Origin of the sequence: Terrabacter sp. 2TAF16 (genome assembly GCF_052115065.1) — a bacterium.
In the GTDB taxonomy this organism is placed as follows: Bacteria; Actinomycetota; Actinomycetes; order Actinomycetales; family Dermatophilaceae; genus Terrabacter.
The window spans coordinates 1-20,907 of the sequence record NZ_JBFRFZ010000018.1; the positions used below are offsets into that span (position 1 = coordinate 1).

The window sequence follows — 20,907 nt, forward strand, 5'->3', positions numbered from 1 at the left end:
GGGTTGGGGGGTGGGTGTTTGAACATCAACGGAGAGTTTGATCCTGGCTCAGGACGAACGCTGGCGGCGTGCTTAACACATGCAAGTCGAACGGTGATGACGAGAGCTTGCTCTTGTTTGATCAGTGGCGAACGGGTGAGTAACACGTGAGTAACCTGCCCCAGACTCTGGGATAACCCCGGGAAACCGGAGCTAATACCGGATATGACATCAACCTGCATGGGTATGGTGTGGAAAGTTTTTCGGTCTGGGATGGACTCGCGGCCTATCAGCTTGTTGGTGAGGTAGTGGCTCACCAAGGCGACGACGGGTAGCCGGCCTGAGAGGGCGACCGGCCACACTGGGACTGAGACACGGCCCAGACTCCTACGGGAGGCAGCAGTGGGGAATATTGCACAATGGGCGCAAGCCTGATGCAGCGACGCCGCGTGAGGGATGACGGCCTTCGGGTTGTAAACCTCTTTCAGCAGGGAAGAAGCGCAAGTGACGGTACCTGCAGAAGAAGCACCGGCTAACTACGTGCCAGCAGCCGCGGTAATACGTAGGGTGCGAGCGTTGTCCGGAATTATTGGGCGTAAAGAGCTTGTAGGTGGTTTGTCGCGTCTGCTGTGAAAATCCGAGGCTCAACCTCGGACTTGCAGTGGGTACGGGCAGACTAGAGTGTGGTAGGGGAGACTGGAATTCCTGGTGTAGCGGTGGAATGCGCAGATATCAGGAGGAACACCGATGGCGAAGGCAGGTCTCTGGGCCATTACTGACACTGAGAAGCGAAAGCATGGGGAGCGAACAGGATTAGATACCCTGGTAGTCCATGCCGTAAACGTTGGGAACTAGGTGTGGGTCTCATTCCACGAGATCCGTGCCGCAGCTAACGCATTAAGTTCCCCGCCTGGGGAGTACGGCCGCAAGGCTAAAACTCAAAGGAATTGACGGGGGCCCGCACAAGCGGCGGAGCATGCGGATTAATTCGATGCAACGCGAAGAACCTTACCAAGGCTTGACATACACCGGAATCACTCAGAGATGGGTGCGTCTTCGGACTGGTGTACAGGTGGTGCATGGTTGTCGTCAGCTCGTGTCGTGAGATGTTGGGTTAAGTCCCGCAACGAGCGCAACCCTCGTTCTATGTTGCCAGCACGTCATGGTGGGGACTCATAGGAGACTGCCGGGGTCAACTCGGAGGAAGGTGGGGATGACGTCAAATCATCATGCCCCTTATGTCTTGGGCTTCACGCATGCTACAATGGCCGGTACAAAGGGCTGCGAAACCGCGAGGTGGAGCGAATCCCAAAAAACCGGTCTCAGTTCGGATTGGGGTCTGCAACTCGACCCCATGAAGTCGGAGTCGCTAGTAATCGCAGATCAGCAACGCTGCGGTGAATACGTTCCCGGGCCTTGTACACACCGCCCGTCAAGTCACGAAAGTCGGTAACACCCGAAGCCGGTGGCCCAACTGTTTACAGAGGGAGCCGTCGAAGGTGGGACTGGCGATTGGGACTAAGTCGTAACAAGGTAGCCGTACCGGAAGGTGCGGCTGGATCACCTCCTTTCTAAGGAGCAACTCGCCCAGGCCGTCATGGTCTGTGGCGCAGTGGCCTCGCCACCGACGCATGCTCGGTGGGGGGTGCTCAAGGGTGGAACATCGATTACTTGACACCGTCCTGGTGTCTCTCACAAGTACARGCCGGCAGCTCCCTTCGTGGGGGTTGCGTCCCCTTCCGGGGGGTRCGGCAGTGGAACGTGGGGGATGGTGGGTGCGGTGTCTGACACGTTGTTGGGTCCTGAAGGATCGGACGACACGTGCCGGCTCGAGCTGGCCTGGCCCTCTTTGGGGGTCTGGTTGGCTCGGGTGGTGTGTGTGGGCTGGTTTTTCTGGTTGTGGGCCCTGCCGAGATCGCGAGCTGTGCTTGTGGTGGGTGTGGGGTGCCGGTTGTATTTTGAGAACTTCACAGTGGACGCGAGCATCTTTGTAGTGTCAAGTTTTTAAGGGCACACGGTGGATGCCTTGGCACCAGGAACCGAAGAAGGACGTAGGAATCTGCGATAAGCCTCGGGTAGTCGATAACCAGACTGTGATCCGAGGATTTCCGAATGGGGAAACCCGGCTGGAGGCAAGTCCAGTCACCCGCACCTGAATATATAGGGTGTGTGGAGGGAACGTGGGGAAGTGAAACATCTCAGTACCCACAGGAAGAGAAAACAACATGTGATTCCGTGAGTAGTGGCGAGCGAAAGCGGATGAGGCTAAACCGGGCGTGTGTGATAGCTGTCAGGCGTTGCACGTTCGGGGTCGTGGGACCCACCAGCTGGCTCTGACAGGTCGGCGGGGAGTAAGAAATCTGCGTCATAGTCGAAGAGCATTGAATGGCTCGGCATAGAGGGTGCGACCCCCGTAGACGAAATGGTGTGGACTCCCGGTGGATTTCCCAAGTAGCACGGGGCCCGAGAAATCCCGTGTGAATCTGGCAGGACCACCTGCTAAGCCTAAATATTCCCTGGTGACCGATAGCGGACAAGTACCGTGAGGGAAAGGTGAAAAGTACCCCGGGAGGGGAGTGAAATAGATCCTGAAACCGTGTGCCTACAATCCGTTGGAGCCTCCCGCCGTTGGGCGTGTGGGGTGACAGCGTGCCTTTTGAAGAATGAGCCTGCGAGTTAGTGCTCAGTGGCGAGGTTAACCCGTGTGGGGAAGCCGTAGCGAAAGCGAGTCCGAAYAGGGCGTTTGAGTCGCTGGGTCTAGACCCGAAGCGGAGTGATCTACCCATGGCCAGGTTGAAGCGCAGGTAAGACTGCGTGGAGGACCGAACCCACTTAGGTTGAAAACTGAGGGGATGAGCTGTGGGTAGGGGTGAAAGGCCAATCAAACTCCGTGATAGCTGGTTCTCCCCGAAATGCATTTAGGTGCAGCGTCACGTGTTTCTTGCCGGAGGTAGAGCTACTGGATAGCTAATGGGCCTCACCAGGTTACTGACGTTAGCCAAACTCCGAATGCCGGTAAGTGAGAGCGTGGCAGTGAGACTGCGGGGGATAAGCTCCGTAGTCGAGAGGGAAACAGCCCAGATCACCAGCTAAGGTCCCTAAGCGTGTGCTAAGTGGGAAAGGATGTGGAGTTGCTGTGACAACCAGGAGGTTGGCTTAGAAGCAGCCACCCTTTAAAGAGTGCGTAATAGCTCACTGGTCAAGTGATTCCGCGCCGACAATGTAGCGGGGCTCAAGCACACCACCGAAGCTGTGGCATTGACATACTGCTCGGCACCGACACCTGCGGGTTCGGTGTCCAGGCGTGTTGATGGGTAGGGGAGCGTCGTGTGGCCAGGGAAGCGGCGGTGTGAACCAGCCGTGGAGGCCACACGAGTGAGAATGCAGGCATGAGTAGCGAATGACGGGCGAGAAACCCGTCCGCCGAATAACCAAGGGTTCCAGGGTCAAGCTAATCTGCCCTGGGTAAGTCGGGACCTAAGGCGAGGCCGACAGGCGTAGTCGATGGACATCCGGTTGATATTCCGGAACCGGCGAAGGACCGCCCATGACGAACCTTGTGATGCTAAGTGCCTGAAGCACGCCCACCGGACCTTCGGGTCCATCGGGTGTGTGGAGCGCACGGCCCGATCTGGTAGTAGTCAAGCGATGGAGTGACGCAGGAAGGTAGCCTCCGCGTGGCGATGGTTGTCCACGTCCAAGGGTGTAGGGCGCGATCCAGGCAAATCCGGGTCGCATGAAGCCTGAGACCTGATAGTGACCGCGAATGCGGGAAGAGGGTGATCCTATGCTGCCGAGAAAAACTTCTAGCGAGGTTCGAGCCGCCCGTACCCCAAACCGACTCAGGTGGTTAGGTAGAGAATACCAAGGCGATCGAGTGAATCGTGGTTAAGGAATTCGGCAAAATACCCCCGTAACTTCGGGAGAAGGGGGGCCCTGATCGTGACGCCACTAGCTGGCTGAGCGTGATCGGCCGCAGAGACCAGGGAGAAGCGACTGTTTACTAAAAACACAGGTCCGTGCCAAGTCGCAAGACGATGTATACGGACTGACGCCTGCCCGGTGCTGGAACGTTAAGGGGACCGGTTAGCCTCACGGCGAAGCTGAGAACTTAAGCGCCAGTAAACGGCGGTGGTAACTATAACCATCCTAAGGTAGCGAAATTCCTTGTCGGGTAAGTTCCGACCTGCACGAATGGCGTAACGACTTCTCCACTGTCTCAACCACGAACTCGGCGAAATTGCACTACGAGTAAAGATGCTCGTTACGCGCAGCAGGACGGAAAGACCCCGGGACCTTTACTACAGCTTGGTATTGGTGTTCGGTACGGCTTGTGTAGGATAGGTGGGAGACTGTGAAGCCGTCACGTCAGTGATGGTGGAGTCAACGTTGAAATACCACTCTGGTCGTTCTGGATATCTAACCTCGGTCCGTGATCCGGATCAGGGACAGTGCCTGGTGGGTAGTTTAACTGGGGCGGTTGCCTCCTAAAAGGTAACGGAGGCGCCCAAAGGTTCCCTCAGCCTGGTTGGTAATCAGGTTTCGAGTGTAAGTGCACAAGGGAGCTTGACTGTGAGACAGACATGTCGAGCAGGGACGAAAGTCGGGACTAGTGATCCGGCGGTGGCTTGTGGAAGCGCCGTCGCTCAACGGATAAAAGGTACCCCGGGGATAACAGGCTGATCTTGCCCAAGAGTCCATATCGACGGCATGGTTTGGCACCTCGATGTCGGCTCGTCGCATCCTGGGGCTGGAGTAGGTCCCAAGGGTTGGGCTGTTCGCCCATTAAAGCGGTACGCGAGCTGGGTTTAGAACGTCGTGAGACAGTTCGGTCCCTATCCGCTGTGCGCGTAGGAAACTTGAGAAAGGCTGTCCCTAGTACGAGAGGACCGGGATGGACGAACCTCTGGTGTGTCAGTTGTTCTGCCAAGAGCACCGCTGATTAGCTACGTTCGGAAGTGATAACCGCTGAAAGCATCTAAGCGGGAAGCACGTTTCAAGATGAGGTTTCCAGGCCCGCGAGGGCGAGAGGCTCCCAGCTAGACTACTGGGTTGATAGGCCGGATGTGGAAGCACAGCAATGTGTGGAGCTGACCGGTACTAATAAGCCGATAACTTGACTTACAAAGATGCTACGCGTCCACTGTGCGGTTCCCGAGATACAAACGGGAACACCACCCACTGAATTGATATCTCCATAGAGTTTCGGCTGTCATAGCGAAGGGGAAACGCCCGGCTCCATTCCGAACCCGGAAGCTAAGCCCTTCAGCGCCGATGGTACTGCACTGGTGACGGTGTGGGAGAGTAGGACGCAGCCGGACACCGACCCGCATCCCCGTTCCCGGTGGCAAGGTCATCGACGAGCACATCGGTGCCGTCAACACTCCTGACGCCCGTCTGCAGGGCTCGGTCTCGGTCGCTCGCATGGTGGCGCCGGCCGGATGGTCCGAGCCCTTCCAGGCCCCCGAGTTCGACGAGATCACGCTCGTCCTCGCCGGCACGGTGCTCATCGACCACGACAGCGGCACCCTCGAGGTGGGCGCCGGCCAGTCGGTGATCACGCGCGGCGGTGAGCGCATCCGCTACTCGTGCGGTCCCGAGGGCGCGGAGTACGTCGCCGTCTGCCTGCCGGCCTTCAGCCCGGACTCGGTCCATCGCGAGGAGGACGCCGATACGGCGGCCGGGGATGCGTCGTGAGTTCGGACGATGTGCTGCGCGCTCCCAAGGTCCTGCTCCACGATCATCTCGACGGCGGCATGCGCCCCCAGTCGATCATCGAGCTGGCCGCGGACGTCGGCTACGACGCCCTACCCGAGACCGAGGCGGCCGCCCTCGGCACGTGGTTCCGTGAGAGCGCCGACTCCGGGTCGCTCCCGCGCTACCTGGAGACGTTCGACCACACCCTGGCCGTCATGCAGACGCGCGAGGGCCTGTTCCGGGTCGCGAGCGAGTGCGCCCAGGACCTGGCCTCCGACGGCGTGGTCTACGCCGAGAGCCGCTATGCGCCGGAGCAGCACCTGACCCGGGGTCTGACGCTCGAGGGAGTCGTCGAGGCCGTCAACGCCGGTCTGCGCGACGGAGAGGCCAAGGCCGCGGCCGCCGGTCACCCGATCCGGGTCACCTCGCTGCTCACGGCGATGCGCCACGCGGCGAAGTCGACGGAGATCGCGGAGCTCGCGATCCGCTACCGCGACGAGGGCGTGTCCGGCTTCGACATCGCCGGCGCAGAGGCCGGCTATCCGCCCACCCGTCACCTCGACGCGTTCGAGTACCTCCGCCGCGAGAACTTCCACTTCACGATCCACGCCGGGGAGGCCTTCGGTCTGCCGTCGATCTGGGAGGCGATCCAGTGGTGCGGCGCGGACCGTCTCGGTCACGGTGTCCGCATCGTCGACGACATCACCATCGACGGCGCACCCTTCGCGCAGTGGGTCGAGGGGAACAAGGACGAGGCCGACGCACTGACGTCGCTCGAGCTGGACCGGGTGCGTCTGGGGCGCCTGTCGGCCTACGTGCGCGACAAGCGCATCCCCCTCGAGATGTGCCCGAGCAGCAACCTGCAGACCTCCGCGGCGCCGTCGATCGCGCTGCACCCGATCACGCTGCTGCGTCGCCTGCGCTTCCGCGTCACGCTCAACACCGACAACCGGCTCATGAGCGACACGTCGATGAGCAAGGAGGCGGCCCTGCTGCGCGACGAGGCCGGCTGGACCCTCGAGGACCTGCGTTGGGTGACGATCAACGCCATGAAGTCGGCCTTCATCCCCTTCGACGAGCGTCTGGCACTCATCGACGACGTGATCAAGCCCGGCTACGCAACCCTCGGCTACCAGGCCCCGCCCATCGCCTGACAGCGTCCGTACCTCGCCCGGTTCGAGGTGATCGTGACGCCCCCTGGGGGCGCGCGATCACCTCGAACCGGCTGTTGGCGTCAGGGACAGAGGGGTCAGTCGTCCGCGAGCGCGGCGTCGACGGCGGCCTCGACGTGCAGGCGCGTCGTCGGGAAGACCGGCACGTCCGCGTCGGACTGGTCGACGAGCAGCTCGATCTCGGTGCAGCCGAGGATTACACCCTCGGCGCCGGCGGCGACGAGCCGCGCGATGACGTCGCGGTAGGCCTGCCGGGACTCCTCGGTCACCACGCCGAGGCACAGCTCCTCGTAGATGATGTGGTGGACCACCGCGCGGTCGCCGCCGTCGGGCACGAGCACGGTGAGCCCGTGACCAGCGAGACGCTCGCGCAGGAAGTCCTGCTCCATCGTGTAGGACGTGGCGAGCAGACCGACTCGTGCGAGGCCCGCAGCGCGCACCGCCCGCGCCGTCACGTCGCCGATGTGCAGCAGGGGGATCGAGACTGCAGCCTCGATGGCGGGAGCCACCTTGTGCATGGTGTTGGTGCACAGCACGAGCAGCTCGGCCCCGCCGGCCTCCAGTCCCGCGGCCGCCGCCGCGAGCAGCGCGCCGGCCTCGTCCCAGCGGTCCTCCGCCTGGAGTCGCTCGACCTCGGCGAAGTCGACGGAGTGCAGGAGCAGTCGCGCCGAGGCCAGACCGCCGACCCGCTCACGGACCAGCTCGTTGGCGAGGCGGTAGTACTCCGCGCTCGACTCCCAGCTCATGCCTCCGAGCAGACCGACGAGCCTCACGTCGAGGCACCGACCCCGAGGAGGGTGCCGAGCTCGGACTCCGCCTGTCGGGGATGCAGGCAGCGGGCGCCGTCTGCGCGTGCCTGTGCGACGACCCGGGGCTCGTCGCGCCACAGGGCGAGCCCACGCCGCACGAGGATGTGCGGCGGCTTGCGACGCTCTGACAGGTCACGCACGAAGCGGCGCAGGGCCGTCAGGCTGCGGTTCTGGCGCACGCACAGGGCATCGGCGAGCAGTCCCTCCCGGCGCAGCGGCTCGACGAGACGTCCCGCGAAGAGCCCCTCGGCGAGGACGAAGTCGGTGGGGCGGGCCTCCACGACGTGCCGACCCGTCACCGCAGAGGCGCCGATGTCGTAGACGGGCACCTCGACGCGGCCGTCGTCGACCAGCGTCCGCAGCGCCTCGACCGCGGCCTGGGCGTCCCACGAGTCGGCGTGGTCCCAGTCGGGGATGCCCAGGGGGGAGCGGGGCAGCTGCGGGTCGCTCGCCTCGCGGTAGAAGTCGTCGAGCCGCACGACCGGCCACCCGTGGGTGGCGCTGAGCCGTGCCGAGAGCCGGCTCTTGCCGGCGCCGCTCGGTCCGGTCAGGAGGATGACGCGGCGGCGGTCACGGCCGGTCCCGCCGGTCGCCGGCGCACCAGCGGGGTCCGCGCCGGGCCGACCCGCGGGCTGCTCGCCCGCGGTGTCGCCCGAACGGTGGTCGACCGACGCCACCTCGCCCTCCTCCACCAGGTCCAGGGACCGGGTCAGAGACCCTTGGGGTGCCAGACGGTCTTCGTCTCGACGAAGGCCCGGATGCGACCGAGACCGGGGTCGGCGTTCCAGTCGGGCTCGACGGGAACGCCGTCGGCCAGAGCCGGTCGGTAGACGCGCTTGAGGTTGCCGGCGGCCTCCGCCTCGAGCGCGGCCCAGTCGACGCCCTCGGCGCCGGCGACGCCGGTGAGGTCGATGGCGTTGACGTCGCGGTGCGCAGCGAGCCACGTGGCGACCTCGGCGGTCTGGGCCGTGACGATGTTGACGACGCCACCGGGCACGTCGGACGTCGCGAGCACCTCGCTGAAGGTCACCGCCGGCAGCGGACGAGCGGCCGATGACACGACGACGGCCGTGTTGCCCGACGCGATGACCGGGGCCACGACGGACACGAGCCCGAGCAGCGAGGAGGCTTGCGGCGCAAGCACGCCCACGACACCCGTCGGCTCGGGAGCCGACACGTTGAAGAAGGGTCCAGCGACCGGGTTGAGGTTGCCGAGCACCTGGGCGATCTTGTCGGTCCACCCGGAGTACCAGACGACCCGGTCGATCGCCGCGTCGACGACGGCACCCGCGGCGCGAGCCGTCAGGCCCTCGGTCGCGGCGACCTCGTCGACGAACTGGGCGCGGCGGCCCTCGAGCACCTCGGCGACGCGGTAGAGCACCTGGCCGCGGTTGTACGCCGTGGTACCCGACCAGCCGGGCAGGGCAGCGCGTGCAGCCACGACGGCGTCGCGAACGTCCTTGCGCGACCCCATCGCGGCGTTGGCGAGGAACTCGCCCGCGGCCGAGACGACCTCGTAGGAGCGACCGGACTCGCTGCGCGGGAACTTGCCCCCGATGTAGAGCTTGTAGGTCTTGCGCACGTCGAGGCGGCTCATCGGGCGGCTCCCGTCAGGGTCGAAGGGGCGGTGGTGACGTAGGCCTCGAGGCCGTGGCGGCCGCCTTCGCGGCCGTAGCCCGACTCCTTGTAGCCACCGAAGGGCGAGGTCGGGTCGAAGCGGTTGAAGGTGTTGGCCCAGACGACGCCGGCCTTGAGCTGGTCGGCCATCCAGAGGATGCGCGAGCCCTTCTCGGTCCAGACACCCGCGGACAGGCCGTACGCCGAGTTGTTGGCCTTGGCGACCGCCTCCTGCGGCGTGCGGAAGGTCAACACCGACAGGACCGGCCCGAAGATCTCCTCGGTGGCGACGCGGTGCGTCTGCGAGACACCGGTGAGCACCGTCGGCGGGAACCAGTAGCCCTTGGCGGGCAGCGTGCACTCGGGGCTCCAGCGCTCGGCGCCCTCGGCGACGCCGGCCTCGACGAGCGAGGTGATGCGGTCGAGCTGCGCCTTGGAGTTGATCGCGCCGAGGTCGCTGTTCTTGTCCATCGGGTCACCGACGCGCAGCGTGCCGAGGCGGCGCTTGAGCTTGGCGACGACCTGGTCGTGGACGTTCTCCTGGACCAGCAGGCGCGAGCCGGCGCAGCAGACCTGACCCTGGTTGAAGAAGATGCCGTTGACGATGCCCTCGACGGCCTGGTCGAGGGGCGCGTCGTCGAAGACGATGTTGGCGGCCTTGCCGCCGAGCTCGAGCGTCGCCTTCTTCGACGTGCCGGCGATGGACCGCGCGATCGCCTTGCCGACGTCGGTCGAGCCGGTGAACGCGATCTTGTCGACGTCGGGGTGCTCGACGAGCGCCTGACCGGTGCGGCCGTCACCGGTGATGATGTTGACGACACCGGCGGGCAGGTCGGCCTGCTGGCACACCTCGGCGAAGAGCAGCGCGCTCAGCGGGGTCGTCTCGGCGGGCTTGAGCAGGACGGTGTTGCCCGTCGCGAGGGCCGGCGCGATCTTCCACGCGAGCATGAGCAGCGGGAAGTTCCACGGGATGACCTGCCCGACCACGCCGTGCGGGCGCGGCACGTCGGCGCCCGAGGCGGACAGGCCGGCATACTCCAGCTTGTCGGCCCAGCCCGCGTGGTAGAAGAAGTGCGCCGCGGCGACCGGCACGTCTACATCCCGCGTCTCCTTGATCGGCTTGCCGTTGTCGAGCGTCTCGAGCACGGCGAACTCGCGGGCCCGCTCCTGCAGGATGCGGGCGATGCGGAAGAGGTACTTGCCGCGCTCGGCGCCGCTCATCCGGCCCCAGACGCCCTCGTAGGCTCGCCTGGCCGCGGCGACGGCCTGGTCGACGTCCTTGGGGCCGGCCTGGCTCACCTCGGCCAGGACCGTCTCGTCGGCGGGGTTGACGGTGGGGAAGGTCGCCTTGGGACGCGTGAACGCACCGTCGATGAAGAGACCGTAGGACTTCTCGATCGTGACGATGGCGCGCGACTCCGGCGCTGGGGCGTACTCGAACTTCGGCATCAGGGTGTCTTTCGTGGGCGCTGTCGTGTGAGGCGCGGTCGGTCAGTCAGGCAGTCGCGATCAGTCGATCGTCACGTAGTCGGCGCCGGAGTAGGCACCCGTGGCGAGCTTCTGACGCTGGAGGATGAGGTCGTTGAGCAGGCTCGAGGCGCCGAAGCGGAACCACTCGGGCGAGAGCCAGTCGTCGCCGGCGATCTCGCTGACCATGACGAGGTACTTGATGGCGTCCTTGGTCGTCTTGATGCCACCGGCCGGCTTGACGCCGACCTGACTGCCGGTGAGGTCGCGCCAGTCGCGCACGGCCTCGAGCATGATGAGCGTGACGGGCAGGGTGGCGGCGGGCTGCACCTTGCCGGTGGAGGTCTTGATGAAGTCACCGCCCGCGAGCATCGAGAGGTACGAGGCGCGGCGGACGTTGTCGTAGGTGACGAGCTCGCCGGTCTCCATGATGACCTTGAGGTGCGCCGTGCCGCAGGCCTGCTTGACCTCGGCGATCTGGTTGAAGACGGTGAGGTAGTCACCCGAGAGGAACGCACCGCGGTCGATGACCATGTCGATCTCGTCGGCGCCGGCCTCGACGGCGTCGCGGGTGTCGGCCAGCTTGACCGGCATGCTCGCGCGCCCGGACGGGAAGGCCGTCGCCACGGCGGCGACGTGGATGCCGCTGTCGCCGAGCGCGGCCTTCGCGGTCGCGACCATGTCGCCGTAGACGCAGATGGCGGCGGGGCGTGGCGTCGTGGGGTCGAGCGGGTCGGGCACGAGGGCCTTGGCGCAGAGGGACCGGACCTTGCCGACCGTGTCGGAGCCCTCGAGGGTGGTCAGGTCGATCATCCCGATGGCGGTGTCGATCGCCCAGGCCTTGCTCGTCGTCTTGATCGAGCGGGTGCCGAGGGACGCCGCCCGTGCCTCGCAGCCGACCTGGTCGACCCCGGGGAGGCCGTGCAGCCAGGAGGTGAGGGCATGGTTCGTCAGGCGCGACACCCCGAGGACGTCCCGCGCCTGCGCGGTGAGGTCCTGCGCGGTGCGCGTCGTGGTGCTAACTGTCACCACGGGAGTCTATCCACCTATCGAGACGGCCCGTGACGCGTGAGAGAGTCTGTCCGTGAGCCCCGACGTGTCCCCGCTGCCCTCCGACTCACCCGCCGAGGAGCATCCCCAGCGCGTCGCCCTGCGCGATGCCCGCACGCTCCGGCCCGGCTCGTCGGTCACCGTCGGCGTCATCGGCGCGGCGGCCGGCGTCGCCCTGCTCGTCCCCGGTGTGCTGACCGAACCGCGCAGCTGGACGCTCATCTCGACCGTGGTGCTCGCACTCGTGCTGCTGTGGCTCTTCGTCGTGCGCCCCTGCGTCGTCATCCACGCCGAGGGGATCCGACTCGTCAACCCGTTGCGGGTCGTCGACGTCACGTGGCCGGCCATCAGCGAGGTCAGGTCACGCTGGGCGCTCGAGGTCGTCGCGGACGGCCGCCGCTACACCGCGTGGGGGGTGCCGGCCGACCCCGGTCGTCCGAGGTACGGCCGCGGCATGCTGACCGTGGGCGCCAACAAGGTGCGGGGCAAGGGGACCACCGAGGAGCCGGCGAAGTCGAAGGTCGAGGCGCAGGCCGTCGCGGCCGAGGTCGAGGCCCGGATGAGCGCCGACCGCAAGCGCAAGGACGGCCGGACGCCACGCATCGCGCACCAGGTCTGGGACCCGGCGTCCGTCGGCCTGCTCCTCGTCGGCCTCGCCTTCTTCGTCATCGGCACGTTCGTCGTCTGACCTGGCCCGCTCTGACGGGTCAGGGTGGCCCGGCCCCACGCGTACGCCGTCGATGGCGTACGCGTGGAGCGGCGTCACAGGGACGTGAGGCGTTCGAGGTCGGCCCGGACCCGGGCGAGGCGCGTCTCGGCGACCGCACGGGACTCCCCGAGCGACGCCGGACCGGCCACGGGCTCGATGACCTCGAGGTAGACCTTCACCTTGGGCTCGGTGCCGCTCGGGCGGACGATGACCCGCGAGCGGTCGGCGAGGTGGTAGCGCAGTCCCTCGGTCGGTGGCAGCCCGCCGTCGCCCTCCGCGAGGTCGTCGACGCGGGCGACGTCGACGCCGGCCACCGTGGTGGGTGGCTCGGCACGCAGGCGGCTCATGAGGGTGTCGGTCTGGGCGAGGTCCGAGACGCGCACCGCGAACGAGTCGGTCGCGTGGACGCCGTGCTCGATCGCGAGGTCGTCGAGCAGGTCGATGAGGGAGCGCCCCTGCGCCTTGAGGCCGGCCGCGAGCTCGGCGAGCAGGAGGGCGGCGCTGACGCCGTCCTTGTCGCGGACGAGCTGCGGGGCGACGCAGTAGCCGAGCGCCTCCTCGTAGCCGTAGCGCAGCCGGTCGACGCGGGAGATCCACTTGAAGCCGGTCAGCGTCTCCTCGTGGGCGAGTCCGGCCGCCTTGGCGATCGACGCGAGCAGGCGCGAGGACACGATGGAGTTGGCGAAGACGTCGCGGCGCGAGACACCTCGCTGCACGATGTGCGCGCCGAGCAGTGCCCCCACCTCGTCGCCGCGCAGCATCCGCCAGTCGCCGAGCGCCGGGTCGAGCACGGCGGCGGCGCAGCGGTCGGCATCGGGGTCGTTGGCGATGACGAGGTCGCAGCCGACGGCGCGCGCACGGGCGAGCGCGAGGTCGATCGCACCCTTCTCCTCGGGGTTCGGGAAGGCGACGGTCGGGAAGTCCGGGTCGGGCACGGCCTGCTCGTCGACGACGACCGGGGCCGCGAAGCCCGCCTGGACGAAGGCCGTGTGCACCGTGCCGTGGCCGACGCCGTGCAGGCTCGTGTGGACGATGCGCAGGTCGCGCGGTGAGTGCGGGTCGACGACGCTGACGACGGCGTCGACGTAGTCCTCGAGGAGGTTGTCGCCCAGCGTCTCCCAGCCCTCGGACACGCGCGGCACGTCGGCCACCCGCTCGACGCGACCGATGTGGGCGGCGATCTGGGCGTCGGCCGGCGGCACGATCTGGCTGCCGTCGCCGAGGTAGACCTTGTAGCCGTTGTCCTGAGGCGGGTTGTGGCTCGCCGTCACCATGACGCCGGCATCGGCGCCGAGGTGGCGGATCGCGAACGCGAGGACGGGCGTCGGAAGGGGCTGGGGCAGCAGCAGCGCCCGACCGCCGGCAGCGACGACGACCGCGGCCGTGTCGCGGGCGAAGACGTCGGAGTTGTAGCGTGCGTCGAAGCCGACGACGACCGTCGGCGCCTCGCCGGCGCGCCCCTCGTCCTTGAGGTATGCCGTGAGGCCGGCCGCCGCGCGGATGACGACGCTGCGGTTCATCCGGTTGGGGCCGGCGCCGAGGGCCCCGCGCAGGCCCGCGGTCCCGAACTCGAGCAGGCCCGCCATGCGGTCGGCGAGGTCGGCGGCGGCCTCCGCGTCTCCCGCGGCGGCCCGCCCGAGGACGGCATCGAGCTCGTCACGGGTCGTCGGGTCGGGGTCGTCGTCGCGCCAGGCGCGCGCCGCGGCATACAACGTCTCGGTCGTGTCGACGGTCGTCATCAGAGACGCCCCACGACCGCTGCGAGCAGGCGGCCGCACCGTTCGGCGGCGGCCTGGCCGGCCTCGAGCACCTCCGCGTGGCTCAGCGGCAGGTCCGAGATGCCCGCGGCGAGGTTGGTGACGAGCGAGATGCCGAGGACGTCGAGCCCGGCCTGACGCGCGGCGATCGCCTCGAGGCTCGTCGACATGCCGACGAGGTCCCCGCCGATGACCTTGGCCATCTGCACCTCGGCCGGGGTCTCGTAGTGGGGGCCGCGGAACTGGACGTAGACGCCCTCGTCGAGGTCGGGGTCGACCTCGCGGGCGAGGTCGCGCAGTCGCGGGGTGTAGAGGTCGGTGAGGTCGACGAAGTTCGCACCCTCGATGGGGGAGTGCGCGGTGAGGTTGATGTGGTCGCGGATGAGGACCGGGGTGCCGGGCGCCCAGGCCGGGTTGAGGCCGCCGCACCCGTTGGTCAGGACGACCGTCGAGCAGCCCGCGGCCTTCGCGGTGCGCACGCCGTGGACGACGGCCCGCACGCCGCGTCCCTCGTAGAAGTGGGTGCGGGTGCCGAAGACGAGGGCCCGACGGCCGGTGTCGCCGATGGCGACCGAGCGCATGCTGCCGGAGTGGCCGGCGACGGCGGCCTTGTGGAAGCCGGGGACGTCGGCGTTGTCGACGGTCGCGAGCGTCTCACCGATGAGGTCGGCGGTCTGGCCCCAGCCCGAGCCGAGCACGAGCGCGACGTCGTGGTGGTCGACGCCGGTGCGCTCGGCGATGACGGCGGCGGCGTCGGCGGCGACGTCGAAGGGGTCGGTGGAGGGGTCGCTGAGATCGCGGTGGGAACTGGTCACGCTCAGGACTCTAGCGAGGTCGTCGCGGCGCAGGAACCGCTCCCCGGGCGGCGGCTCGGGGGCCGGCCGGGCCTCGGCGCGGGGGATGGTTGGATGGTCCCGTGATCACGCGCGAGACATCCGTTGTCATCATCGGCGGCGGCCCCGGCGGCTACGAGGCGGCCCTCGTCGCGGCCCAGCTCGGGGCGCAGGTCACCATCGTCGAGAAGGACGGTCTCGGCGGCGCGGCGGTCCTCACGGACTGCGTGCCGAGCAAGGCCCTCATCGCGACCGCCGACTACATGTCCGACTTCGAGACGGCCTCGCGCCTCGGCGTGCGTCTGCAGGACGACGACGGTGACGAGGTGTCCGACGCCGTCGCCCAGGCGCACACCGTCAACGACCGGATCCTCGAGCTCGCGGCCGCCCAGAGCGCCGACATCCAGGGCAGCCTCGAGCAGGTCGGCGTCACGGTCCTGCGCGGCACCGCCCGGATCGCCGGTCGCGAGCGCGTCGTCGCCGAGCTCGCCGACGGCACGACGCGGGAGCTCACGGCCCACGTCGTCCTCGTCGCCACGGGCGCGGCGCCCCGCGTCATGGACACGATGCGGCCCGACGGCGAGCGCATCCTCACCTGGCAGCAGATCTACTCCCTCGAGGAGCTGCCCGAGCGCATCATCGTCATCGGCTCCGGTGTCACCGGCGCCGAGCTCGCCCAGGCCTACCTCGGCCTCGGCTCCCAGGTCGTCCTCGTCTCCTCCCGTGACCGGGTGCTGCCCGGCGAGGACGCCGACGCCGCCACCGTCATCGAGGACGTCTTCCGCAAGCGCGGCATGGAGGTCCTCAACAAGTCGCGTGCAGCCTCGGTCGAGCGCACCGCCGACGGCGTCGTCGTGACCCTCGTTGACGGCCGCACGGTCGAGGGCTCGCACGCGCTGCTCGCCGTCGGGTCCGTGCCCAACACCGCGGGTCTCGGCCTCGAGGAGGCCGGCGTCGAGCTCAGCCCCTCCGGACACGTCCAGGTCGACCGCGTCTCGCGCACCAGTGTCGGCGGCGTCTACGCGGCGGGCGACTGCACCGGGGTGCTGCCCCTCGCGTCGGTCGCCGCCATGCAGGGCCGCATCGCCATGTGGCACGCGCTCGGCGACGCCGTGTCGCCGCTCAACGTCCGGGGCGTCGCCGCCAACATCTTCACCGAGCCCGAGATCGCGACGGTCGGCATCAGCCAGAACACCGCCGACGAGTCACCCGAGGTCGAGTCGGTCACCCTGCCGCTCGCCCGCAACCCGCGCGCCAAGATGCAGGGCATCAGCGACGGCTTCGTCAAGCTCTTCTGCCGCAAGGGCTACGGCACGGTGCTCGGCGGCGTCGTCGTCGCGCCGAAGGCCTCAGAGCTGATCTACCCCGTCGCGCTGGCCGTGCAGAACCGGCTCAGCGTCGACCAGGTGTCGAGCACCATCACGGTCTATCCCTCGCTCTCCGGCTCGATCGCCGAGGCGGCGCGCCAGCTGCACCAGTCCGACTGACACCCGCCCGGGACGACACCGGACGAGGCGGGACGGCGCGCCGGCCACGCGTCGCCGCGGGACCCGGGCGGACGGCATACGCCGTCGGTGGCTCAGTGCTGCTCGTCGCCCGGCGCCGGCCGGTCTGCCGACCCGCGCTCGAGGTTTGCGCGCCGGTCCTCCTCGGCCCACCGCTCGCGTCGGCGGCGCGAGACCACCTGGCGCAGCTTCTTCTGGAGCGGGTAGAGGATCGCCGCCACGACGATGAGGATGACGAGGTTCGCCACGGAGAAGACGGGCTGCTCGGCCGTGGCAGTGGTGAGGGTCGCAAACACACGTGCAGTGTGCCAGAGGCGTAGCGTCGGGACGGTGGCGGCGTCGTCGCCACGCCAGGGAGGTCGCCCGGGCCGCGGGTCGGACGTTCCTGGGCAGGTCGGACCGTGGAGGCACACGCAGTGAGCGACTGGATCCAGAAGGCCAAGGACTTCGTCAAGGGTCACCCCGAGCAGGCCGAGCAGGGTCTCGACAAGGCCGAGGAGCTCATCAACGAGCGCACCGGCGGCAAGTACGCAGACCAGGTCGACCAGGGCACCGACACGCTCAAGGTGAGCCTCGGGCTGCCAGCCGACGCGGAGGGCACTCAGCCGCCCGGCGCCCCTGAGCCGCCGGCCCCGCCCGCGCCGGCGCCGAGCCCGGCTCCGACGCCCGAGCCGGCTCCGACCCCGGTGCCTGCGCCCACACCGGAACCCGTGCCCACCCCGACCCCGACCCCGGCGCCCGCTCCGGGACCCACCGAGCCGAGGCCCCCGGTCGACCCGACCGACCCGGCCCCCGTCGACCCCCACCTGCCCGGTGGACCGGGACCGTCGGAGATCCCGCCAGCCGGCGAGCCCGCGGGTGAGCACGACCTGCCCGGCGTCCCCGACCCCAACCTGCCCGGATCGGGCGAGGGTGACATCACCCTCGGCGACCCGCCCGCCAGGCAGGGCTGACGCGAGCGCCGCTCACCCGGGGGCCCTCGTCGTTGTCCGTTCTGCGTCGTTCAGGCCTCGACGACGTCCGCGATCTCGGCGAGCACGGCGCCCGACGTGACGGTCTCGCCGACCTTCGCGGTCAGGCCGGAGACGACACCGGCCTTGTGGGCGGTGATCGGCTGCTCCATCTTCATCGCCTCGAGGACGATGATGAGGTCACCCGCTGCGACGGTCGCACCCTCCTCGACGGCGATCTTGACGATGGTGCCCTGCATCGGGGCCGTGAGGGAGTCGCCGGAGGCGGCGCCACCGGACTTGCCACCGCCGGACCGCTTGGGCGCCTTCTTCTTCGCCGCGGAGGCGCCCCCGCCACCACCGAGCGAGAGGCCGCCCGGGAGCGAGACCTCGAGGCGCTTGCCGCCGACCTCGACGACGACGGTCTGGCGCTCCTCCGCCTCGGCCGTGTCGGCCGCCGGGCCGGCATACGCCTCGATGGTGTTGTCGAACTCCGTCTCGATCCAGCGGGTGTGGATCGTGAACGGCGCGCCGTCGGCCGGTGCGAAGGCCGGGTCGGCGACGACCGCGCGGTGGAAGGGGACGACCGTCGGCATGCCCTCGATGGTCAGCTCGGCCAGCGCCCGACGGGAGCGCTCGATGGCCTGCTCGCGGGTGCGGCCGGTGATGACGAGCTTGGCGATCATGGAGTCGAACGCGCCGGCGACCGTGTCGCCCTCGACGATGCCGGCATCCCAGCGCACGCCGGGGCCCTGCGGCACGACCATGCGGCTCACGGTGCCCGGGGCCGGGAGGAAGCCCCGGCCGGCGTCCTCGCCGTTGATCCGGAACTCGATCGAGTGGGCGTGGGGCTCGGGGTCGCCGTAGTCGAGGGACTCGCCGTTCGCGATGCGGAACTGCTCGCGCACGAGGTCGATGCCGGTGACCTCCTCGGTCACGGGGTGCTCGACCTGCAGGCGCGTGTTGACCTCGAGGAAGCTGATGTCGCCGGCCGGCCCGACGAGGAACTCGCACGTCCCGGCGCCGACGTAGCCGGCCTCCTTGAGGATCGCCTTGCTCGCGCGGAGCAGCTCGGTGTGCTGCTCCTCGGTGAGGAAGGGTGCGGGGGCCTCCTCGACGAGCTTCTGGTTGCGGCGCTGGAGCGAGCAGTCGCGGGTCGAGACGACGACGACGTTGCCGTGCTGGTCGGCGAGGCACTGGGTCTCGACGTGGCGTGGGTGGTCGAGGAAGCGCTCGACGAAGCACTCGCCACGGCCGAACGCCGTCACGGCCTCGCGGACGGCCGAGTCGTAGAGGTCGGGGATCTCCTCCATCGCGCGGGCGACCTTGAGGCCGCGTCCGCCGCCGCCGTAGGCCGCCTTGATCGCCACGGGCAGGCCGTGCTCCTTGGCGAACTCGACGACCTCGTCGGCCCCGGAGACGGGATCCTTCGTGCCGGGCACGAGCGGTGCGCCGGCCTTCGTGGCGATGTGGCGCGCCTTGACCTTGTCGCCCAGCGAGTCGATGGCCTGCGGTCCGGGGCCGATCCAGACCAGCCCGGCGTCGATGACGGCCTGGGCGAACGACGCGTTCTCGGCGAGGAAGCCGTAGCCGGGGTGGACCGCGTCCGCCCCGGCCTGACGGGCGACGTCGAGCAGCTTCTCCTGGACGAGGTAGCTCTCACCGGGGGTCGAGCCCCCGAGGGCGTACGCCTCGTCGGCGACCTTGACGTGCAGGGCATCCCGGTCCGGGTCGGCGTAGACCGCGACCGAGGCGATCCCACTGTCCGCGCACGCCCGCGCGATGCGGACGGCGATCTCACCACGGTTTGCGATCAGTACCTTGCTGATGGGTGCCATGGATCGGACTCTATCGGGCTGACGTCACGTCAATTCGGCGTCCTCCGGCCTATTCCCGGTCGTCTCGGAGTGAGGTCGCGCACACCGCCGCGGTCCGCCTCGACCTAGCGTGGACGGCATGACGACACACGAGTCAGCCCCGACCCTCGACCTCGGCCACGCCTCCACCCCCGGCCTGGCCATCCCGCAGATCGGCTTCGGCGTCTGGGAGGTCCCGGACCGTGCCGTCGACGCCGCCTTCGGGCAGGCCCTCGACGACGGCTACCGCCACATCGACACCGCCCGGATCTACGGCAACGAGGAGGGCGTCGGCCGGGTCCTCGCCCGCGAGGACGTCGACCGCGACGGCGTCTTCGTCACGACGAAGGTCTGGAACGACGACCACACGAACGTCCCCGCCGCCTTCGACGCGTCGATGCAGCGCCTCGGCATCGAGGTCCTCGACCTCTACCTCATCCACTGGCCGGCGCCGCCGCAGGACGCCTACGTCGACGCCTGGCGAGCGATGCTCGAGCTCCAGCGCGAGGGCCGGGTCCGCTCGGTCGGCGTCTGCAACTTCCAGGTGCCCCACCTCCAGCGCCTGCTCGGCGAGACCGGAGTCCTGCCGTCGGTCAACCAGGTCGAGCTGAGCCCCTACCTCCAGCAGCGTGAGCTGCGCGCCTTCCATGCCGAGCACGGCATCGTCACCGAGGCCTGGAGCCCGCTCGCCGTGCGCGCCGGCCTGCTCGACGACCCGGTCGTCCGCGACCTCGCCGCCAAGCACTCGGTCACGCCGGCCCAGCTCGTGCTGCGCTGGCACGTCGAGCTCGGCAACGTCGTGCTGACGCGGTCGGTCACCCCGGTCCGCATCGCGGAGAACATCGAGATCTTCGGTTTCCGCCTCGGCGACGACGACCTCGGGGCCCTCGCGGGCCTCGACCGGGGCACGCGCACCGGCCCCGACCCGGACACCTTCGGCTGACCTGACCCGGGGTGGGCCAGAGCCGCTAGATTGGCGGGCATGGGCCTGTTCTCGCGCAAGGGCAAGGACGACACCGACGAGCCCGCGGACGTGGAGTCCGGCGTCGGCGAGGACTTGGACGACGCGCTCGGCCCCGACGTCACCGGGCGCCCGGTCGCGGTGCCGCTCGGTGACGAGGAGCGGGACCGCATCGCCTCGGCGCTCGAGCACGCCGCCGCTGAAGGGGTGGACGTCGACGACCTCGCGTCGATCGGCGCCCACTACGACACGGCCTACCGCCGCTGGGCCGACGAGGGTGGCTCGGGGGAGGGGCCGGACGTCGTCGTCGAGACGTATGCCGTGGCCATCGGCGAGCACCTCGCTCGCCACAGCGCGCGGGACTGGGCCGTCGTCACCGACGTCTTCGGCACCGACCTCGGCCTCGTGGCGGCGCGCGCCGACACGGTGGTCGTGCCGCACAACCTCGTCGGTGCGCGCTGGATGCGCGGCGAGACCGGCTGGGTGCCGGGCGTCGTGTCCCACCTCGTCCGCATCCGTCCGCGGTCGCGCTGACCCCACCCCTA

The 20,907-nt window shown here is 68.4% G+C and carries 16 protein-coding genes and 3 rRNA genes; 10 read left to right on the top strand and 9 right to left on the bottom strand.

The features are described 5' to 3' along the window. The first annotated feature begins 25 nt into the window (after nt 1-25). From AB4Z14_RS20100 to AB4Z14_RS20120, 5 genes are all read left to right on the top strand, one after another. Nucleotides 26-1,550: ribosomal RNA gene (locus AB4Z14_RS20100) — 16S ribosomal RNA — on the top strand. A gap of 423 nt (nt 1,551-1,973) precedes the next feature. After that, a 23S ribosomal RNA gene (locus AB4Z14_RS20105) occupies nt 1,974-5,103 on the top strand. A gap of 80 nt (nt 5,104-5,183) precedes the next feature. Then, nucleotides 5,184-5,300: ribosomal RNA gene (gene rrf / locus AB4Z14_RS20110) — 5S ribosomal RNA — on the top strand. The 16S, 23S and 5S rRNA genes sit together here, the layout of an rRNA operon. A gap of 103 nt (nt 5,301-5,403) precedes the next feature. Next, nucleotides 5,404-5,676, top strand: a complete 273-nt coding sequence (locus AB4Z14_RS20115; RefSeq protein WP_442276765.1) for a cupin domain-containing protein — start codon at nt 5,404-5,406, stop codon at nt 5,674-5,676. Next, nucleotides 5,673-6,830: an adenosine deaminase gene (locus AB4Z14_RS20120; RefSeq protein WP_442276766.1), complete on the top strand. Its 1,158-nt coding sequence runs from the start codon at nt 5,673-5,675 to the stop codon at nt 6,828-6,830. The genes AB4Z14_RS20115 and AB4Z14_RS20120 overlap by 4 nt, the downstream gene beginning before the upstream one ends. 95 nt (nt 6,831-6,925) lie before the next feature. On the opposite strand, the gene AB4Z14_RS20125 is transcribed toward AB4Z14_RS20120, so the two are convergent. From AB4Z14_RS20125 to deoC, 5 genes are read right to left on the bottom strand one after another with little or no spacing between them, the layout of a single operon-like run. Beyond that, nucleotides 6,926-7,621: an aspartate/glutamate racemase family protein gene (locus tag AB4Z14_RS20125; RefSeq protein ID WP_442276767.1), complete on the bottom strand. Its 696-nt coding sequence runs from the start codon at nt 7,619-7,621 to the stop codon at nt 6,926-6,928. Continuing rightward, nucleotides 7,618-8,334 (bottom strand): uridine kinase family protein, encoded by a 717-nt coding sequence (locus AB4Z14_RS20130; RefSeq protein ID WP_442276768.1) that lies wholly within the window; start codon nt 8,332-8,334, stop codon nt 7,618-7,620. The genes AB4Z14_RS20125 and AB4Z14_RS20130 overlap by 4 nt, the downstream gene beginning before the upstream one ends. A gap of 32 nt (nt 8,335-8,366) precedes the next feature. Next, nucleotides 8,367-9,254: an aldehyde dehydrogenase family protein gene (locus AB4Z14_RS20135; protein ID WP_442276769.1), complete on the bottom strand. Its 888-nt coding sequence runs from the start codon at nt 9,252-9,254 to the stop codon at nt 8,367-8,369. Further along, on the bottom strand, nt 9,251-10,723 hold the full coding sequence (locus AB4Z14_RS20140; protein ID WP_442276770.1) for an aldehyde dehydrogenase family protein: 1,473 nt from the start codon (nt 10,721-10,723) through the stop codon (nt 9,251-9,253). The genes AB4Z14_RS20135 and AB4Z14_RS20140 overlap by 4 nt, the downstream gene beginning before the upstream one ends. 60 nt (nt 10,724-10,783) lie before the next feature. Beyond that, complete coding sequence (gene deoC, locus AB4Z14_RS20145) at nt 10,784-11,770, bottom strand: deoxyribose-phosphate aldolase (protein WP_442276771.1); 987 nt, start codon at nt 11,768-11,770, stop codon at nt 10,784-10,786. A gap of 55 nt (nt 11,771-11,825) precedes the next feature. Here deoC and AB4Z14_RS20150 point away from each other — a divergent pair, with 55 nt between their 5' ends. Continuing rightward, on the top strand, nt 11,826-12,479 hold the full coding sequence (locus AB4Z14_RS20150) for a PH domain-containing protein (protein ID WP_442276772.1): 654 nt from the start codon (nt 11,826-11,828) through the stop codon (nt 12,477-12,479). 74 nt (nt 12,480-12,553) lie between these two features. Here AB4Z14_RS20150 and AB4Z14_RS20155 read toward each other — a convergent pair whose 3' ends face one another. Both AB4Z14_RS20155 and AB4Z14_RS20160 read right to left on the bottom strand, forming a co-directional pair. Then, nucleotides 12,554-14,239, bottom strand: a complete 1,686-nt coding sequence (locus AB4Z14_RS20155) for a phospho-sugar mutase (RefSeq protein WP_442276773.1) — start codon at nt 14,237-14,239, stop codon at nt 12,554-12,556. Next, on the bottom strand, nt 14,239-15,072 hold the full coding sequence (locus AB4Z14_RS20160; RefSeq protein WP_442276774.1) for a purine-nucleoside phosphorylase: 834 nt from the start codon (nt 15,070-15,072) through the stop codon (nt 14,239-14,241). Before AB4Z14_RS20160 ends, AB4Z14_RS20155 begins: the two co-directional genes overlap by 1 nt. Nucleotides 15,073-15,173: 101 nt before the next feature. On the opposite strand from AB4Z14_RS20160, the gene AB4Z14_RS20165 reads away from it, so the two are divergent. Further along, the gene (locus tag AB4Z14_RS20165) at nt 15,174-16,577 is read left to right on the top strand and encodes an NAD(P)H-quinone dehydrogenase (protein WP_442276775.1); all 1,404 of its coding nucleotides are present in this window, start codon (nt 15,174-15,176) and stop codon (nt 16,575-16,577) included. Nucleotides 16,578-16,669: 92 nt separating this feature from the next. On the opposite strand, the gene AB4Z14_RS20170 is transcribed toward AB4Z14_RS20165, so the two are convergent. Beyond that, entirely contained in the window at nt 16,670-16,891 is a 222-nt protein-coding gene (locus tag AB4Z14_RS20170; protein WP_442276776.1) for a hypothetical protein, read from the bottom strand. Between the two features lie 120 nt (nt 16,892-17,011). On the opposite strand from AB4Z14_RS20170, the gene AB4Z14_RS20175 reads away from it, so the two are divergent. Continuing rightward, a complete protein-coding gene (locus AB4Z14_RS20175; RefSeq protein ID WP_442276777.1) occupies nt 17,012-17,548 on the top strand; it encodes an antitoxin in 537 nt (178 codons plus the stop codon). A gap of 50 nt (nt 17,549-17,598) precedes the next feature. On the opposite strand, the gene AB4Z14_RS20180 is transcribed toward AB4Z14_RS20175, so the two are convergent. Continuing rightward, a complete protein-coding gene (locus AB4Z14_RS20180; RefSeq protein WP_056773106.1) occupies nt 17,599-19,383 on the bottom strand; it encodes an acetyl/propionyl/methylcrotonyl-CoA carboxylase subunit alpha in 1,785 nt (594 codons plus the stop codon). A gap of 118 nt (nt 19,384-19,501) precedes the next feature. Between AB4Z14_RS20180 and AB4Z14_RS20185 the strand changes: the two genes are divergently transcribed. Both AB4Z14_RS20185 and AB4Z14_RS20190 read left to right on the top strand, forming a co-directional pair. Then, nucleotides 19,502-20,344, top strand: coding sequence for an aldo/keto reductase (locus tag AB4Z14_RS20185; protein WP_442276778.1), 843 nt, complete (start codon nt 19,502-19,504; stop codon nt 20,342-20,344). A 39-nt stretch (nt 20,345-20,383) separates the two neighbouring features. Further along, nucleotides 20,384-20,896, top strand: a complete 513-nt coding sequence (locus tag AB4Z14_RS20190; protein WP_442276779.1) for a DUF3806 domain-containing protein — start codon at nt 20,384-20,386, stop codon at nt 20,894-20,896. Nucleotides 20,897-20,907: the final 11 nt, after the last annotated feature.

Bases quoted from the DNA above. Each gene is read 5' to 3' on its own strand.
- AB4Z14_RS20135 (WP_442276769.1), bottom strand. From the start codon at position 9,254: ATGAGCCGCCTCGACGTGCGCAAGACCTACAAGCTCTACATCGGGGGC.
- AB4Z14_RS20190 (WP_442276779.1), top strand. From the start codon at position 20,384: ATGGGCCTGTTCTCGCGCAAGGGCAAGGACGACACCGACGAGCCCGCG.
- AB4Z14_RS20140 (WP_442276770.1), bottom strand. From the start codon at position 10,723: ATGCCGAAGTTCGAGTACGCCCCAGCGCCGGAGTCGCGCGCCATCGTC.
- AB4Z14_RS20180 (WP_056773106.1), bottom strand. From the start codon at position 19,383: ATGGCACCCATCAGCAAGGTACTGATCGCAAACCGTGGTGAGATCGCC.
- AB4Z14_RS20185 (WP_442276778.1), top strand. From the start codon at position 19,502: ATGACGACACACGAGTCAGCCCCGACCCTCGACCTCGGCCACGCCTCC.
- AB4Z14_RS20155 (WP_442276773.1), bottom strand. From the start codon at position 14,239: ATGACGACCGTCGACACGACCGAGACGTTGTATGCCGCGGCGCGCGCC.
- AB4Z14_RS20115 (WP_442276765.1), top strand. From the start codon at position 5,404: ATGGTGGCGCCGGCCGGATGGTCCGAGCCCTTCCAGGCCCCCGAGTTC.